Below are 14554 nucleotides of genomic sequence, written 5' to 3' on the forward strand. Positions count from 1 at the left end.
TTTTATCTATTAGGAGGATGGAAGAATGAAAAAGAGAACGTCACTGGTACTAGCATTGGGACTAACTATTGGGGCAGTATTGCCGATCACTGCTGCGGCACAAACACAGAGTGCGGTTCCGTACAATGTTATGGTCACAAAGGATGCAAAGCAATTCGGTAAAGATGCAAAGGTGAACTGGAAAAAGGGTCAAACAGTTCCTTCTTTTGTACATGGAAAACTATCAACAAAAGCATTGAACGATAAAGCGGCGGTCAAGCAATTTTTAAAGGAAAATAAGGAACTTTATCAATTAGATGCCGATAAAGATTTGACTTTACTAGGTGTCCAAAAGGACGAGCTTGGCACTACGCACTATGATTTTGTCCAATCTGTTCAGGGAATTCCTGTGGATGGTGCGAAATTCAAGGTTCATACCGATAAAAATGGCATCGTAACCGCTGTAAATGGCGACGTCTTCCCAGAAGCTTCCTCCTACTTTAAAGGCGCCCTTAAAGCACAACTATCCAAGGCAGATGCACTTGATAAGGCTTGGAAATCTATTAATCTATCAAAGAAAGATACACTAACGAATGCCGAGGTAGACCCTACCGGTAAAAAGGTAGAAGATACGGCTGAAAAGGCAGAATTAGTTGTTTATAAAAAAGCCAATGACTTTTATTTGGCGTACAAAACAAATCTTCAATTCATCCAGCCATATGGGGCAAACTGGGTTGTTTATGTTGATGCTGTGAATGGCAACATTTTAAATTCCTATAATGCTGTCGCTGATGGGGCTACAACTGGTTCGGGCTACGGTGTATTAGGAGACTATAAAACATTTAATACTTATTTTTCAAACAGTACGTATTATTTGTATGATGTGACAAAACCGATGACTGGAGTCATTGAAACAAGAACAGCACAAAATCGTACCGTTTTACCAGGCAATTATTCTGTTGACCCTGATAATCTATTTAATGCTGTTTCACAAGGTGCAGATGTAGACGCTAACTACTATGCTGGTAAAGTATATGACTACTATAAAAATACATTTAACCGCAATAGTTTTGATAATAATGGAGCAACGATCCGTTCCTCCGTCCACTACAGCAGAAATTACAACAATGCCTTCTGGAATGGCCAGCAAATGGTATATGGCGATGGAGACGGGGTACAGTTTAGACCGCTTTCCGGCGCTCTTGACGTTGTAGCTCACGAATTAACCCATGCGGTAACAGAAAGAACAGCAGGACTGGATTACATTAATCAATCTGGAGCACTTAATGAGTCTATTTCTGATACATTCGGCGTATTCCTTGATAAGGGAGATTATTTAATTGGTGAGGATGTTTATACACCAAGCAAAGCTGGCGATGCATTAAGAAGCCTGTCCAACCCAACGCTATACGGACAGCCTGATCATATGAATAACTATGTAAACACAACTTCTGATAATGGTGGTGTCCATACGAATAGTGGTATTCCTAACAAGGCGGCCTATTTAACCATTAATAGCCTTGGTACAGCTGTTGCGGAGAAAATCTACTACCGTGCTTTAACGGTTTATCTAGCACCACAAAGTAATTTTAGCGATGCCCGTGCGGCTCTGCTTGCTTCTGCAGCGGATCTTTACGGCTCTGGAAGCACGCAATATAATGCAGTTGCTAGTGCTTGGTCACAGGTTGGCGTAAACTAAAAATTTTTAAAGATGTCAGCCATCACATTTGTGGTGGCTGACTTTTTTTATGAAAAATCCCGAGGTTTTCCTGGTGGATAAAAATATTTGTCAAATTTAGCCCCGATTATTTTTTTGTTATTTTTCCAAATAAGGAAAACAAATTACACAAAAAAATGGACTGGTGCAAGCACCAATCCAAAATGGGAAGTTTTAAGAAATGAGTTCAAGAACCTATTTCTTAATTAAGTTACCTTTATATTAGAAGAAACTTGTGTAGAAATTAGGGGGAACTTGTGTGGAAGTTGTGAAGATTTATTCGGTTTTTGTTAAGATGGCAGGCGTCCGATTAAAACTTCCTCCGCCATAAATGGAGAATAGCTTAAAGATCGTGAAAATGCCAGGAGAATCTATTCGAAATAATTAAAAAGCGGATGGATGAAAAAAATGTAGAAGCATATAATGAAATGTTTCACCCGATAAAGAAATCATCAGGAGGATAGTTAAATTGATACTTAGAAGATATTTGTCGCTCGTTGGCATTGGTTCGGCGGAGATTGACCTTATCCTGCAAAAGGACACGTTTAAAGCAGGCGATTCTGTTGGCGGATATTTCTTGATTAAGGGCGGCACAATCGAGCAGCAACTTAAACAAATAGATTGTGATTTGGTCTTATTGGATCAGGCAAGCGGAATAGAAAAGGTCATTGATAGCACAACAATCATGCTATCCGCTTGGATTGACTCTGAAGCATCGAATAAGGTGGATTTTATCTTTCAGCTGCCAGAATCGGTCCCGGCTTCATCGAAAGATATTTCTTACCGATTTAAAACCAAGCTCACTTTTGATGAAGGTGTAGAAAGCTTCGATCAGGATATTATCAAAATTAAATAATAATTTTAAAAAAGGTAGTTGATGAACGCAATCAACTGCCTTTTTTTATGCTATTATGCCTGGCACCGAAAAAATTTTTAACATCTAAAACTTTTATTCTCCTTAATAGTCTAATATGTAGTTACATCAGGGGAAGTTAGGGGGGCGGGAGCTTGAGTGAGAATCAACAATTAGTGGAGAAAGCCATAAAAGGCGATGATTCTGCTTTTTTGAAGCTGATTCATTTATACAAAATAGACTTATATAAAACAGCACTTTCTTTTTTGAAAAACGAAGGAGAGGCGCTGGAGGCAATTCAAGAAGTTACATATCGAGCTTATAAGAATATCGCCGCTGTGAGGGATTCCTCTTATTTCAAGACTTGGCTGATTCGTATTATGATCAATTATTGTAACGATCAATTAAAAAAGAAAAAGAGATTGGTTTTTAACGAAGAACTCTTAAGCCTTCAAGGTGCTCATGTTAACCATAGCGAAATCGAGCTAAAAGAAGCAATGCTTGGCTTAGATGAACGCTCACGCGAAATTCTTACGTTAAAATATTTTAATGATATGAAAATTAAGGATATTGCCTGTACAATGCAGTGTCCAGAAGGAACAGTAAAAACGTGGCTTAACAAAGCATTAAAAGCTCTTCGGGAGAAGCTTGAAGAAAAGGGTGGTGACCTTCATGTTTGAAAAGGAAGAAGCAAAATTAACCGAATATAGGAATCAATATGACAATCTTAATATTTCGATGGAAAAGTTGGATGATGCCATTTTAGCAGGCTTTCAAAAAGCAAAGGCAGAAAAAAAGCGGAAGCCGCGCCGAAAAAAATGGTCATTTACTCTTGCTGCCGCCGCTATTATTTTCATTGGATTTTTCGCATCCATCCGGATATCCCCTGCATTTGCTGATTATATTACAGTCCTTCCAGGGATGGAAAAATTAGTTGAACTCATTCGAAATGATAAAGGAAAAATGCTGGCAATTGAAAATGATTACTATGAAAAACTGGGCGTTTCACAACAGAAAGATGGAATGAAGTTTACAATTGATGGAGTGATTGCCGATGAAAATGATTTGGTGATATTTTATACTCTTCAATCAAAAGAAAACATAGAGGATTATCCAATCGAGGTACCTCGACTATTCGGCAGTGATGGGAAAGAATTAAACTGTGGAATTGGCTGGGGAAATGGAAAACTCCATAAAACAAGTGGTGGAGAAAATGTCTATAACGGAAACTTGGATTTTTCATTTGAAAAACCACTTAAGGAAAATAAGTTCGAACTCTCAATTAAAATAAATAGCGATAAAGAGAAATCTTTCTCCCTTCCTTTTGAACTTAAAAATGATATTCAAAAGAAAAAGACCTATTTATTGAATAAGACAATTTCAATAGAAGGACAAAGGATCACATTTTTAGAAACAGACGTTTATCCAGTCAAAGCAGCAGTTCATGTAAAAATGGATCCCCAAAACACCAAAAAGCTATTAAATTTTGATGATATTCGTCTAGTTGATGAAAATGGAGAAACCTGGAATAAAATATCCGATGGAGTTACAGCAAGCAAGATTTCTGATGATGAAGCGATTTTGTATCTGCAAAGTAATTACTTCCGAGAACCTAAAGAATTGTACTTGGTTATTAATAAAATTCAAGCTGTTGAAAAAGAGGAGGCAAATGTCATAGTTGATACGCAAACAAAACAAATTTTGAAACAGCCAAAAGGAGATAGGTTTAGCGATTTGGTTGTTGAAGGCAACCGCATCCTTTTTAAAATGCGTACCGAAAAAGAATTCAACTATGGTCTCTTTAATACTGCATGGGATCGAAATGTGAATGAAATAACAATTCCGGAGACCTCCATGGCGTCAGGATTAAAGGATGGAAATGTAGAATTCGGGGTTACGATTCCGGATTTGAAAAAAGAAATGAGTCCGATCTCCTTACAGCTTGAATTTTTTCCGGCTTGGATTGAAGGAGACGTGAGGGTACAGATAAAATAATAGATTTGTTATGAAAAATTATTTTAAAAAGAAAAATGGGTCGTCCGATTTATGCTGGCGGCTCCTTTTTTGTAAAACTTTTTTCTAAAAATTACGTCTAACATTTAAGAGGTGATATTGATGAAAGCGATCATTTTTGATTTTGATGGTTTAATTGTTGATACAGAAACCATTTGGTTTGAGAGTTATAAAGAAGTTTTAGGAGGCCACGGCTTGGAGTTGACCCTGGAACGATTCTCCAAAGTTATTGGAACGGAGGATACGGAATTTTTTTCATACATACAACAAAAGATTCAGGTTGATCCTAGTGTGATAGAAGCTAATGCCCATGAACTCTTTAATGCGAAAATGGGTGAACCGGCTGCACGAGAAGGGGTCGAGGCTTACTTAAAAGAGGCAAAGGATATAGGGCTCAAAATTGGATTAGCCTCAAGTTCGAGCCGTAAATGGGTGGAAAGATTTTTAACCAAACTCGACATTATCCAGTATTTTGATGTAATTAAAACACGAGATGAAGTTTCAAAAGTAAAGCCAAATCCGGAATTATATTTGAAAGCTGTGGAAGCACTAGGTGTACTGCCCTCTGAAGCGATTGCCTTTGAAGATTCTTTGAATGGACTAAGAGCAGCGAGGGCCGCTGGCCTCCAATGTGTGATTGTTCCGAATCCCGTTACTGCTCATTTAGATTTTCAAGACTATTGTCTAAGATTATCTTCAATGGGTGAAAAGGAATTGAAGCAAGTAATACAAGCAATTTCTGATAAATCAAACACCTATAATATTAGAATAGGCACTGCAGCTGACGAGGATTTTTTATGGGAAATGTTATACCAAGCGATTTTCATTCTCGATGGAGAGCCTCGACCTTCTAGGGACATCTTAAAAGAACCCAACATTCAACATTCTTTAAAAGGGTGGGGGAGGAAAGGTGATACTGCCTTAATCGCAAGCGATGCCTCTAATAATCCAATTGGGGCAGTTTGGGTTCGATTATTCGAAGAAAATAATAGTACATATGGATACATCGATAGCCAAACCCCGCTGCTAGGCATGGCACTGCTTCCGGAATATAGAGGTAATGGAATAGGTACAGCGATGCTTGGAGAAATGCTAAGAATAACGAAAGAGGCTGGATTCGGTGCAGTTTCATTAAGCGTTGATCCCAATAATCCTGCTTTAAAGCTCTACAATCGCTTAGGATTTCAAAAGGTCGGTGTTGATGGAACATCCTGGAATATGATAGTGAAATTTAATGAATAAAATAATAGTGTAAAAATGTCTTTTAAAATAAAACGTCAATCTAAGGTGTCAGCACCATGTGAAAAATAAGAGCCTGAAATGTTTCAGGCTCTTGTATCTTTCCTCACAATTTTCTGCTGTTTTTCCCCGATTTGATGATAATAATTACCCCTTTTGCTTCGCCGCTATCAATGTGGTGAGCCATTTTTGAGACATCAATATTTGTTTCAATCTTCACTTTTCTGCTCTCTTTACCACCCAACTTGACCTTATAGGGGGCGTAGTTATTCATAAGAGATAAAATTCGAACATCATCTTCGAAGGCATATTCTCCATAAAATTCGATGGTGAATTGGGCATCATACTTGCTGTAATTTTCAAAAGGCAGTTCACATTCACCATGCAATATTGTTTTATTGGTCATTTCAAAGCGGCAACTACTTTCATTCCGATCATAGGAAATCGCATAGATGCCAGTTGCAATAGTTCTTTGAAATAATTCAACAAAGTAATGAGGTGTTGAAACGGAGATTAATATGGCGAGAAAAATAAACCTGCCTTGATATTTTTTCAATGATTTTGCAAGAAAAAATAAACCTGCAATAAATAAAGAAAGAGCGGTAATTCCTACAATTGATATTCCATTAACCGTGGTGATTGACATATTAAATATCGACATAGTCTCACCAAACGTTTTTTCGTGAGGGAAAGGAAAATTTATTACCATAGACGATAAAAGAAGAAAAAGAGCAAGTAATAAAAACTTCTTGTTTTTTACCATTTTGACTCCCCATTTCAGACACTGACCATTTATAATCCAATGTAGTATTATTTTAACATTGCAGATTTTTATATTGGTATATTTTGAGAATTATTTTTTAGAAGAGTGTGCATGGATTATAATGGAAATAGGTATAAATTATGTGAATTAAATAAAATAAGTGCTTCATAAGGCCCGTCCGCCTAGAGAAAAAGGAGTGCTGGTCGATAAGAACGTTTCATAAAGCCCGTTGGCCGAGAAAAAAAGGAGTGGCGGTCGATAAGAGCGTTTCATAAAGCCCGTCGTCCATGAAAAAAAGGAGTGGCGGTCGATAAGAGCATTTCATAAAGCCCGTTGGCCGAGAAAAAAAGGGGTGCCGGTCGATAAGAGAGATTCATAAAGCCCGTTGCTTAGAAAAAAAGGAGTGGCAGTCGATAAGAGCGTTTCATAAAGCCCGTCAGCCGAGAAAAAAGGAGTGGCGGTCGATAAGAGCATTTCATAAAGCCCGTTGGCCGAGAAAAAAAGGAGTGGCGGTCGATAAGAGCGCTTCATAAAGCTCATCAGCCGTATAAAACAGTAGAGCTGGTCGATGAGAACGGTTCATAAAGCCCGGCGACCTAGAAAAGCAGGTAGGCCTGTCGATTAGAGAGGTGACTTAAACTGATAAAAGCTGTCATCTTCGATTTAGATGGAACATTATTAGACCGTGAAGGATCGGTAAAAAAGTTTATTGATGATCAATACCAACGACTAAATAATGCATTAGGTCATATACCAAAATTGATGTAAAAGCTGACCAGAACGCAGGGATGCAATCCATCTGGAAAAAGAATTTTCAATGGAACGATGTAGATGCTGATGTTATTATCAATGATTTAGCGGAGTTACCCTTAATCATAAAAAATTTGGGCAGCCGAATTATGAAGTCATCTTAGCTGCCCCGTGTTTTACATTAGCACCACCTAATTTAAATACAAGAATTCCGCCAACAATGACCAGAACACCGATCAATTGCTTGAAAGTAAATGGGACCTGAGTAAGACCAAGCAAGCCTAATGAATCACCCAATAGGGCAAACCCTAGCTGTGATGACATGACAATTGAAATCGTATACGTTGGGCCAAGCAGTCGCATCCCCTGCACAATACTGGTTACCACTCCCACCCCGATTAAACCGCTGAACCAATACCAGGTTTTCATATTTTGCAGGACAAATAGTTGTTTTCCATCAAAGATGAAACCAATCGACAGCGATGCCAGAAATCCTAATCCTAAAACCAAAGTTGTGGTTGCCCATGATCCGGCACGTTCATTTACTTTACTGTTAAAAATATTTTGCAAGCTGACCAAAGAACCCGCAATAATTGAAAATACTAGTCCTACAATCATATTCTCAACTCCTTAATTATTAAAATCTTCCCCGCGGAAAGTCTATTCGTATATATTATCGCCTGCAATAGCTCGTAATCCTTCTCTGTCCTTAACAAGAATGAAACCTTTATTTCGTTCAATTAACCCTTCTGTGCAAAACTGCCCGATGACCCGATTGAGATGACGGTAACTGGTTCCTATAAAGTTCGCGGCATCCTTTATACTGATGCGCAGCTGCTCTTTATTTATAGAATCGGATTCATTAATGGAGACAGACAATAAATAACTGGCGAACCGCACCTCCACTGGATACAATATATTGAAGCTCATAGAATTGGTCTTAAGGTGAAATTTTTGAGTTATGATATCTAGTAAAAATTGCAGAAGAGGGGCATGATCTTTTCCGTATTTTCTCAACCAGTAATACTGCACTCCGATCATATGAACCGATGATACGGCTTCAACGGTATTAATAATGTTTATATCCTGCACGTATTCAATATCCCCGATCACCTCAAGAGGTGTCTTAAATGAAAGAATAAGGGTCCTTCCTTCTGCCGAAGTGGTATACACTTTAATTTTACCTTTAACAAGTACGTACAAATACTGGGAAGCCTCACCTTGGGAACAAATGAATTCTCCATGTTCAAAGGTGTAGAGCGACAAATGCGGTATTATTTGTTCATTAAATATCGATTCGATTTGATGAGCAGACAAATATGATTTAACTTGTTCAAGGTCATTGATTTCTTTCATTTTCCGGACTCACCTCCAGTTAAAATCTTAAAATCACCACACCCGCTATCATCAAGCCGATGCCGATAAATTGTGGCAGCTTTATCTTCTGCTTAACTGTGCCAAACCATCCGTTACTATCAATGATGTAGGTCAGCACCAGCTGGGCAATCAGGAGTGCGGATATCGAAAGAGTAACTCCTATTCTTTGAATTGCAGTGACATTACTGAAGATAACAATGGCACCAAATGCTCCACCGACCAAATATAAAGGTTTCACTTGTCTAAATCTTTTCCACTTTCGGTCCCGAACGAATATTAGAATCACCAAGGCCATGATAAATCCAGTTAACTGGGTAATAGTCGCTGCCTGCCATGTACCAATATCCTGACTAATTCTAGTATTGGCAACCCCTTGGAGTGTAATAAAGGCTCCGCCTAAGAAAGCAAATAATATCCCTTTCATTTTTCTTCACCTCAATCTGTTTCTCTCCTTTATTTAAAAACAGATGCAATATCTTGGAAAGGACATATGTCCTGAATTTTTAAAAATGGGTATCATTTGCTCAGCAAATATTAAAATCAGAATCCATTAAAAATTTGGACAAAGTTAGGGTAATTGCCTGTACACATAAAGGACATCCTTCATACATTAAAGTAGTTCAAATAAGGAGGAATCTTGATGCAATTAAATTATGAGCAAGCACTGCATTTAGAGGGTAAAATGATTCAGTTTAAAAATAATAAAGGTGAATGGTCAGTAGGAAGGGTTGTAAAGGTAAGGAAAGATGGTCTTGAGATTGAAGAATTAGATTCTTCTAGTTCGAATGATGGTTATGGATTTGGCTTCTTTGGTCCAAGAGCGTTCTTTAGACCGCGCTTTTTTAGACCACCCGGTTTCTTCCCGTTTGCTGGATTTGGTTTCTCTCCATTCTTTTTTTAACAAAGAAGGTTAATACAAAAAGTATTAATAGGCACCAAAAAAGAGCATTGGAATTTCTCAATGCTCTTATTATTTTACATGAAAATATTGGTAAATGGATTAGAAGTAGATAGTAACAAAACATAATTTCCAGTAAAAAGCACCTGACAAATGAAACCGCTTACATTAAAATAAAGGTAACAAATAGGAGAGGGGATACAAACTATGGAACTATTATTAGAACAATGTGAACATAACCAATCAGATGAAGCTTGTGAAAAGTGTACCCCAAAAATAGAAACAGAAGAGAATTACGATATCCCAGAATATGATTATTATAAAAGATTGTGGTTTTAATATTGTTAAATTTGTAAAAAGACAATAAGCCCTAACTTAGAAGGGCTTTTTTATATGCAATGAATTTTACGCCGCAAAGTTCATCGATATTATTTTTAATGGTAATACTAAAAGGCATAATTTAAATAAAAAAGGCAAGGAGGGAAATGATGCCCCGAAAAGCAGCACCCACTGTTAATGAGGATACGGATGAGGAAACAAAGGATGTATCGCCAGAAATAGAAGAAGATGAAGATGAAATTGCTAACCTTAATCGCATGTTGGCAGCTACATTGAATTACTTGTCAGACGATGAAGTGGAAGAGATAGATATCGAATACCTCTTGGATCATACAGAAGGCCTACGGGAATGGTGGAATCGATATCGAGAGAGCAACAGAAAAGAGATTGAAGAGGAAATAAAAAAATCCCTTGGTGAACTTTCCTTAAAAGAACTAGAAATGATTCGCGAACAAATTAAAGAAAAACAGGGTTGAAATTTAATCTCTTCACATGTTGTGAAGGGATGTTTTTCGTTATTGTTGTATCGAAGAAGCTGGTCAAAGAAGGAATTTAATCAAGAGATAACGAAAATTAGTAAAAAATAAAAGAGAGAGTAATTTAAATAAGAAAAGCACCCATATAGAGCGCTTTTCCCACTTAACCTATTTACTTACTGAACAAACCTTTGACTCCCTTATAAACTAAAACGAGTGAGAAGACGATAACAGTCAATATGCCAATGATATCTGTAACAGGTGAAATGCCATCAAGAAAAGAATCAGCTAAAGGAACTCTAATAAGTGCAAACCCCGATAAAATAGCAGCAAGGAACAAGAAAATCCGATTATCCATTGGTTCTCCTCCTTCCTATTGGATTGATAAATTATATGTCTTGAATGTTACGAATATGACGATTGTGTAATAAAGGAATAAAAAAATAACACCCTATATGGGGTGCTACGTGGATAGATATTATCTTTCGATTTCATTATGATTGAAGCCGCTTTGGGTAGCAAACACTTCATACCACTTGTATTTTGGGGATTTGAACCACTCGTAATGCGGCAAATAGACCAAATAGCCAAAATTGCCATCTGCGTCAAGGATAGATTTGAAAATCTTGACAGCCCCAAATCCAAACGTTCTATCCAAGTATCCTTCGATTCCTTCTCTGACAATATTTTTTTTATCTTCTTCATCTTTCTTATGTAACTCCATCAGCCCATCAATAAAAATACCCAACAAGACCAAAGTAATTGAGATTAATACAAAAACCAGCAAATTGAACAAAAGAACAGCCCCTTCTCATTTGATTAATTCACTTCGATTGTACAACCGCTAGTTAACAAAAAGTGTGATGTAAACCACAAATCCCATTTAATATTCTGACATTTTTGTGGCTAAAAATTGATAGCTATTTTGTTAATGGGGTAAAGTTTTTATTGTTTTTTATGGTGCTATAAATGTAATAATTTTAAAAAAATGGGGGGGATTTCATGATATAATCAAGAAGATATGGACGACACCTATTATGAAGAGGATAGTAAAGGGAAAAAGGAAAAATTGGATATTTAATGATGCAAGAGGTTAAATATGAGTTGAGCATCAACTCTTTTTTTATTCAACAATCCTGTAAAGAGAGGAATTTGGAGTGGTAATTAATGCTAAATGTTGAGATAAGAAGGCCAAAAATTGAGGAGATGAATGAGTTAAATCAATTTTTTAGAAGGGTGATTACGGACACTTTTATTAAAGAAGGTATAGGGGAAAAGCTGGATGATATTGAAAATGAAATCGAAATGAAGAAAAAATATTTGGTAAGTGATTTTGAAAGTCATGGCACGGAACGATATTTTTTGATAGGTGTAAAAGCGGATCAAATTATCGGTACAATTGAATTCGGTCCAGCAAGTGATCTTATATGTGATTGTACAAACAATGCTTTTAAAGGGCTGATGGAATTAGGTACAGTATTTGTTCACCCTGACTACCAAAAAATGGGGATAGGGAACCAGTTATTGAAAGCAATGTATTTTGCCATGCAAAATAAAGGGATAGAAGTGTTTTGTTTAGATAGTGGATATAAAAGCGCGCAAAGAATCTGGGAAAATAAATTTGGGAATCCTGATTACTTGTTAAAGGATTATTGGGATGAAGGATTTGATCATATGATTTGGAAAATCAAGGTCAGCGCTTGGATATAAGGTGCACCTAATCATGTCCAAACTTTCAATTATCAAGTTTGAAAACCATTTATCGGCGGCAAAATGAAATATATCAGAGGAAATTTCAGATTTATCTGCGAAACCTCCAAATCCATGCCCCAATCAAATTATTGAAAGAGAGTCGATCCAGTAAATGAACAACCTTACAAAAATGAAAATATTAGCACCTGCTAATGAAGTATTTGAAGCATTCGTTGATCCAGCAAAAATTGGAAACTTTTGGTTTTCATCAAGTTCTGAGAGATGGGAAGCTGGCAAAACGGTTACTTTGAGATATGATGAATACAATGCCGAAGGAGATATAGAAATTAAAGTAGTAGATGTAAATAAGAAAATCGTGTTCCAGTGGGGATCCAATGGAGAAGGTCATACCGTGACCATGTTGCTGGAAGAGCAAAATGATTCGAGTACTATTATTGAAGTAACTGAAGAAGGCTTTAATGAAAATGATACCGATTTTATCGATCAAATCATTGATAATAAAGAAGGCTGGGTTTATATGCTGACCTGTTTAAAAGGATATTTGGAGTTCGGCATTAAAAGTTTAAGAGCTGGGTTAGTTAAATAAAATTACCGCTTGAGCCATATGGCTCGTTTTTTTATGGAAATTGATAATTGAATTTTTTTCCTGCTCCTATTATTGTAGAGGTATTACGATCTTTAGAGGAAGTGTAAGTATTGTCAACTCAAGTAATAAATAAGTTAAAAGCTGACTGTGAAAATTGTTTTGGTTTGTGCTGTGTGGCTTTGCCTTATGCGAAATCCGCCGATTTTGCTTTCGATAAGGAAGGTGGTACCCCTTGTCGAAATTTGCAATCCGATTATCGCTGCGGTATTCATAAAAATCTTAGAAATAAAGGGTTTCGAGGCTGTGCTGTCTATGAATGCTTTGGTGCAGGTCAAAAGGTATCACAAGTCACCTATGATGGGAACGATTGGCGTGATCACCCAGAGCTGACTAAAGAAATGTTTGAGGTCTTTCCTATTATGCAGCAACTTCATGAAATGCTTTGTTATTTAAATGAAGCGCTTGGATTGGAAGATGCAAAGCCTATATATGAAGAATTGCAAAATGCTCTAGAAAAAACAGAATCTCTCACTAATTTGAATCCAAAATCTATCGTAGAACTTGATATACCAGCTCATAGAGCAGTCGTTAATGATTTACTTCTCCGCACAAGTGAACTTGTACGATCAAAGGTTTTTCAAAAGATGAACAAAAAAATAAGTAAGGGACGAGACTTTTTAGGTGCAAAGTTAAAAGGTGCAGACCTTAGAGGTGCTAACTTGAGAGGAGCCTTGCTCATTGCAGCCGATCTCAGGGAAGCCGACATGAGAGGAATCGATTTTATTGGTGCAGACTTAAGAGACGCGGATTTAAGCGGTGCTAATTTAACCGGAAGCTTCTTTTTAACACAAGCACAAGTTAACTCGGCCAAAGGCGATATTCATACAAAATTACCTGATTCATTAATGATTCCTGAACATTGGGTTAAATAGTCTTAGGAATTCACGGAATACCTCTTACAAAATTGTCCCCATTTGTAACAAAAGATTATGAAATTAATGTATAATAATGGAATAGTTTTACAAAATTGGAGGGCTTTTTGATGATGAATAATGGCAATATATTTGGTCTTTTTGCAATCATTCCTATTTTACTTTATTTGGCGATTTTAGTTTTTAGCATATACTTTGTTGTACGAACAATTAAGTTCATGAATGAAAAAACAAAGTTGGATCAGGAGAGAAATGAGAAATTAGATTTATTAATAAAGGTCCTGGGTAATAATGATAGAAATGTTGATTAATATAATTTAAAGTTTCAGGGGAGAAGCTGCGGCGGCTTCTCTTTTTCATTTATTTTTAAGGTTTTGATTCATTAAAAAATGAAATATAATAAGAGTAAGCTGTTCAAAAAATTGTTGAAAATCCAACGTAATAAATGTTGATATAGAATAAATTTAGGAGGGAATTCAATGATTAGGGCGGGAATTGCAGGTGTGGTTGGGTTTATTCTTATTTTTGTAGAATCCTTAATAATAATGAAGTTAAAAGGCTATGAAACGATTGAATTTGGCGGCCTAACACCTTTTATTAATGTCTGGGCAATGAATTTCTTTGTTGTATTTGCTATCCTAACACAGGTTACAAATTGGTTCGAAAATAGAGCAGATTTGGAAAAAAGTGAAGATAGTTATTAATAAAGGCTCTTTTCGTAAACTATGTTACTTTTGGGGCTTAATTAAGTGCATTTACTAAGTTTGTAGGCAATTTTCGCAAATGTTCTTACGAAAAGATACCACGAAGCATCTAGTTATACGGGTTGATGAACTTTTACGAAAAACAACACTCTTTGCGAAAATAGCCTTAATAAAAAGCGCCTATGTCACGGATAGAAAGCCGATTGCATAGGCGC

General features: G+C 36.7%; 20 protein-coding genes and 2 pseudogenes. 16 read left to right on the forward strand and 6 right to left on the reverse strand.

Annotated elements, in window-relative coordinates:
* Positions 1–25: 25 nt before the first annotated feature.
* The 6 genes and pseudogenes from AC59HZ_RS14250 (at position 26) to AC59HZ_RS14275 (ending at position 5804) form a co-directional block, all read left to right on the forward strand.
* Positions 26–1678, forward strand: a complete 1653-nt coding sequence (locus tag AC59HZ_RS14250) for a M4 family metallopeptidase (RefSeq protein ID WP_496546467.1) — start codon at positions 26–28, stop codon at positions 1676–1678.
* Positions 1679–2165: 487 nt separating this feature from the next.
* On the forward strand, positions 2166–2552 hold the full coding sequence (locus AC59HZ_RS14255; protein ID WP_496546468.1) for a sporulation protein: 387 nt from the start codon (positions 2166–2168) through the stop codon (positions 2550–2552).
* Positions 2553–2704: 152 nt separating this feature from the next.
* Positions 2705–3229: a sigma-70 family RNA polymerase sigma factor gene (locus AC59HZ_RS14260; RefSeq protein ID WP_496546469.1), complete on the forward strand. Its 525-nt coding sequence runs from the start codon at positions 2705–2707 to the stop codon at positions 3227–3229.
* Complete coding sequence (locus AC59HZ_RS14265; protein ID WP_496546470.1) at positions 3222–4544, forward strand: DUF4179 domain-containing protein; 1323 nt, start codon at positions 3222–3224, stop codon at positions 4542–4544. The genes AC59HZ_RS14260 and AC59HZ_RS14265 overlap by 8 nt, the downstream gene beginning before the upstream one ends.
* A 120-nt stretch (positions 4545–4664) precedes the next feature.
* Positions 4665–5300 (forward strand): annotated as a pseudogene (locus AC59HZ_RS14270) (HAD family hydrolase); the annotation flags it as partial.
* A gap of 66 nt (positions 5301–5366) precedes the next feature.
* Positions 5367–5804 carry a GNAT family N-acetyltransferase gene (locus tag AC59HZ_RS14275; RefSeq protein WP_496546600.1) on the forward strand — a complete coding sequence of 146 codons (438 nt, stop codon included), beginning with the start codon at positions 5367–5369 and terminating at the stop codon, positions 5802–5804.
* Positions 5805–5907: 103 nt separating this feature from the next.
* On the opposite strand, the gene AC59HZ_RS14280 is transcribed toward AC59HZ_RS14275, so the two are convergent.
* Positions 5908–6564, reverse strand: a complete 657-nt coding sequence (locus tag AC59HZ_RS14280; protein ID WP_496546471.1) for a hypothetical protein — start codon at positions 6562–6564, stop codon at positions 5908–5910.
* A 639-nt stretch (positions 6565–7203) separates the two neighbouring features.
* Here AC59HZ_RS14280 and AC59HZ_RS14285 point away from each other — a divergent pair.
* Positions 7204–7323, forward strand: a pseudogene (locus AC59HZ_RS14285) (HAD family hydrolase); the annotation flags it as partial.
* A gap of 138 nt (positions 7324–7461) precedes the next feature.
* On the opposite strand, the gene AC59HZ_RS14290 reads toward AC59HZ_RS14285, so the two are convergent.
* The 3 genes from AC59HZ_RS14290 to AC59HZ_RS14300 are packed head-to-tail and all read right to left on the reverse strand — an operon-like array spanning position 7462 to position 9115.
* The gene (locus tag AC59HZ_RS14290; protein ID WP_496546472.1) at positions 7462–7932 is read right to left on the reverse strand and encodes a DMT family transporter; all 471 of its coding nucleotides are present in this window, start codon (positions 7930–7932) and stop codon (positions 7462–7464) included.
* A gap of 42 nt (positions 7933–7974) precedes the next feature.
* Positions 7975–8670: a Crp/Fnr family transcriptional regulator gene (locus AC59HZ_RS14295; protein ID WP_496546473.1), complete on the reverse strand. Its 696-nt coding sequence runs from the start codon at positions 8668–8670 to the stop codon at positions 7975–7977.
* 19 nt (positions 8671–8689) lie between these two features.
* Positions 8690–9115, reverse strand: a complete 426-nt coding sequence (locus AC59HZ_RS14300) for a DMT family transporter (RefSeq protein ID WP_496546474.1) — start codon at positions 9113–9115, stop codon at positions 8690–8692.
* Between the two features lie 216 nt (positions 9116–9331).
* Between AC59HZ_RS14300 and AC59HZ_RS14305 the strand changes: the two genes are divergently transcribed.
* From AC59HZ_RS14305 to AC59HZ_RS14315, 3 genes are all read left to right on the forward strand, one after another.
* On the forward strand, positions 9332–9592 hold the full coding sequence (locus AC59HZ_RS14305) for a hypothetical protein (protein ID WP_496546475.1): 261 nt from the start codon (positions 9332–9334) through the stop codon (positions 9590–9592).
* 204 nt (positions 9593–9796) lie between these two features.
* Positions 9797–9928, forward strand: coding sequence for a hypothetical protein (locus AC59HZ_RS14310; protein WP_496546476.1), 132 nt, complete (start codon positions 9797–9799; stop codon positions 9926–9928).
* Between the two features lie 146 nt (positions 9929–10074).
* The gene (locus tag AC59HZ_RS14315; RefSeq protein ID WP_496546477.1) at positions 10075–10404 is read left to right on the forward strand and encodes a hypothetical protein; all 330 of its coding nucleotides are present in this window, start codon (positions 10075–10077) and stop codon (positions 10402–10404) included.
* 172 nt (positions 10405–10576) lie between these two features.
* Here AC59HZ_RS14315 and AC59HZ_RS14320 read toward each other — a convergent pair whose 3' ends face one another.
* A complete protein-coding gene (locus tag AC59HZ_RS14320) occupies positions 10577–10762 on the reverse strand; it encodes a hypothetical protein (protein WP_496546478.1) in 186 nt (61 codons plus the stop codon).
* A gap of 120 nt (positions 10763–10882) precedes the next feature.
* The gene (locus AC59HZ_RS14325) at positions 10883–11200 is read right to left on the reverse strand and encodes a hypothetical protein (RefSeq protein ID WP_496546479.1); all 318 of its coding nucleotides are present in this window, start codon (positions 11198–11200) and stop codon (positions 10883–10885) included.
* A gap of 371 nt (positions 11201–11571) precedes the next feature.
* On the opposite strand from AC59HZ_RS14325, the gene AC59HZ_RS14330 reads away from it, so the two are divergent.
* The 6 genes from AC59HZ_RS14330 (at position 11572) to AC59HZ_RS14355 (ending at position 14550) form a co-directional block, all read left to right on the forward strand.
* On the forward strand, positions 11572–12114 hold the full coding sequence (locus tag AC59HZ_RS14330) for a GNAT family N-acetyltransferase (RefSeq protein ID WP_496546480.1): 543 nt from the start codon (positions 11572–11574) through the stop codon (positions 12112–12114).
* A 154-nt stretch (positions 12115–12268) separates the two neighbouring features.
* A complete protein-coding gene (locus AC59HZ_RS14335; RefSeq protein ID WP_496546481.1) occupies positions 12269–12703 on the forward strand; it encodes an SRPBCC family protein in 435 nt (144 codons plus the stop codon).
* A gap of 110 nt (positions 12704–12813) precedes the next feature.
* On the forward strand, positions 12814–13635 hold the full coding sequence (locus AC59HZ_RS14340; RefSeq protein ID WP_496546482.1) for a pentapeptide repeat-containing protein: 822 nt from the start codon (positions 12814–12816) through the stop codon (positions 13633–13635).
* 110 nt (positions 13636–13745) lie between these two features.
* Entirely contained in the window at positions 13746–13946 is a 201-nt protein-coding gene (locus tag AC59HZ_RS14345; protein WP_496546483.1) for a hypothetical protein, read from the forward strand.
* Positions 13947–14114: 168 nt separating this feature from the next.
* Positions 14115–14339 carry a hypothetical protein gene (locus AC59HZ_RS14350; protein WP_496546484.1) on the forward strand — a complete coding sequence of 75 codons (225 nt, stop codon included), beginning with the start codon at positions 14115–14117 and terminating at the stop codon, positions 14337–14339.
* Between the two features lie 79 nt (positions 14340–14418).
* On the forward strand, positions 14419–14550 hold the full coding sequence (locus AC59HZ_RS14355) for a hypothetical protein (protein WP_496546485.1): 132 nt from the start codon (positions 14419–14421) through the stop codon (positions 14548–14550).
* Positions 14551–14554: the final 4 nt, after the last annotated feature.

The sequence above is a fragment of the Neobacillus sp. DZ-9 genome (assembly GCF_059587065.1).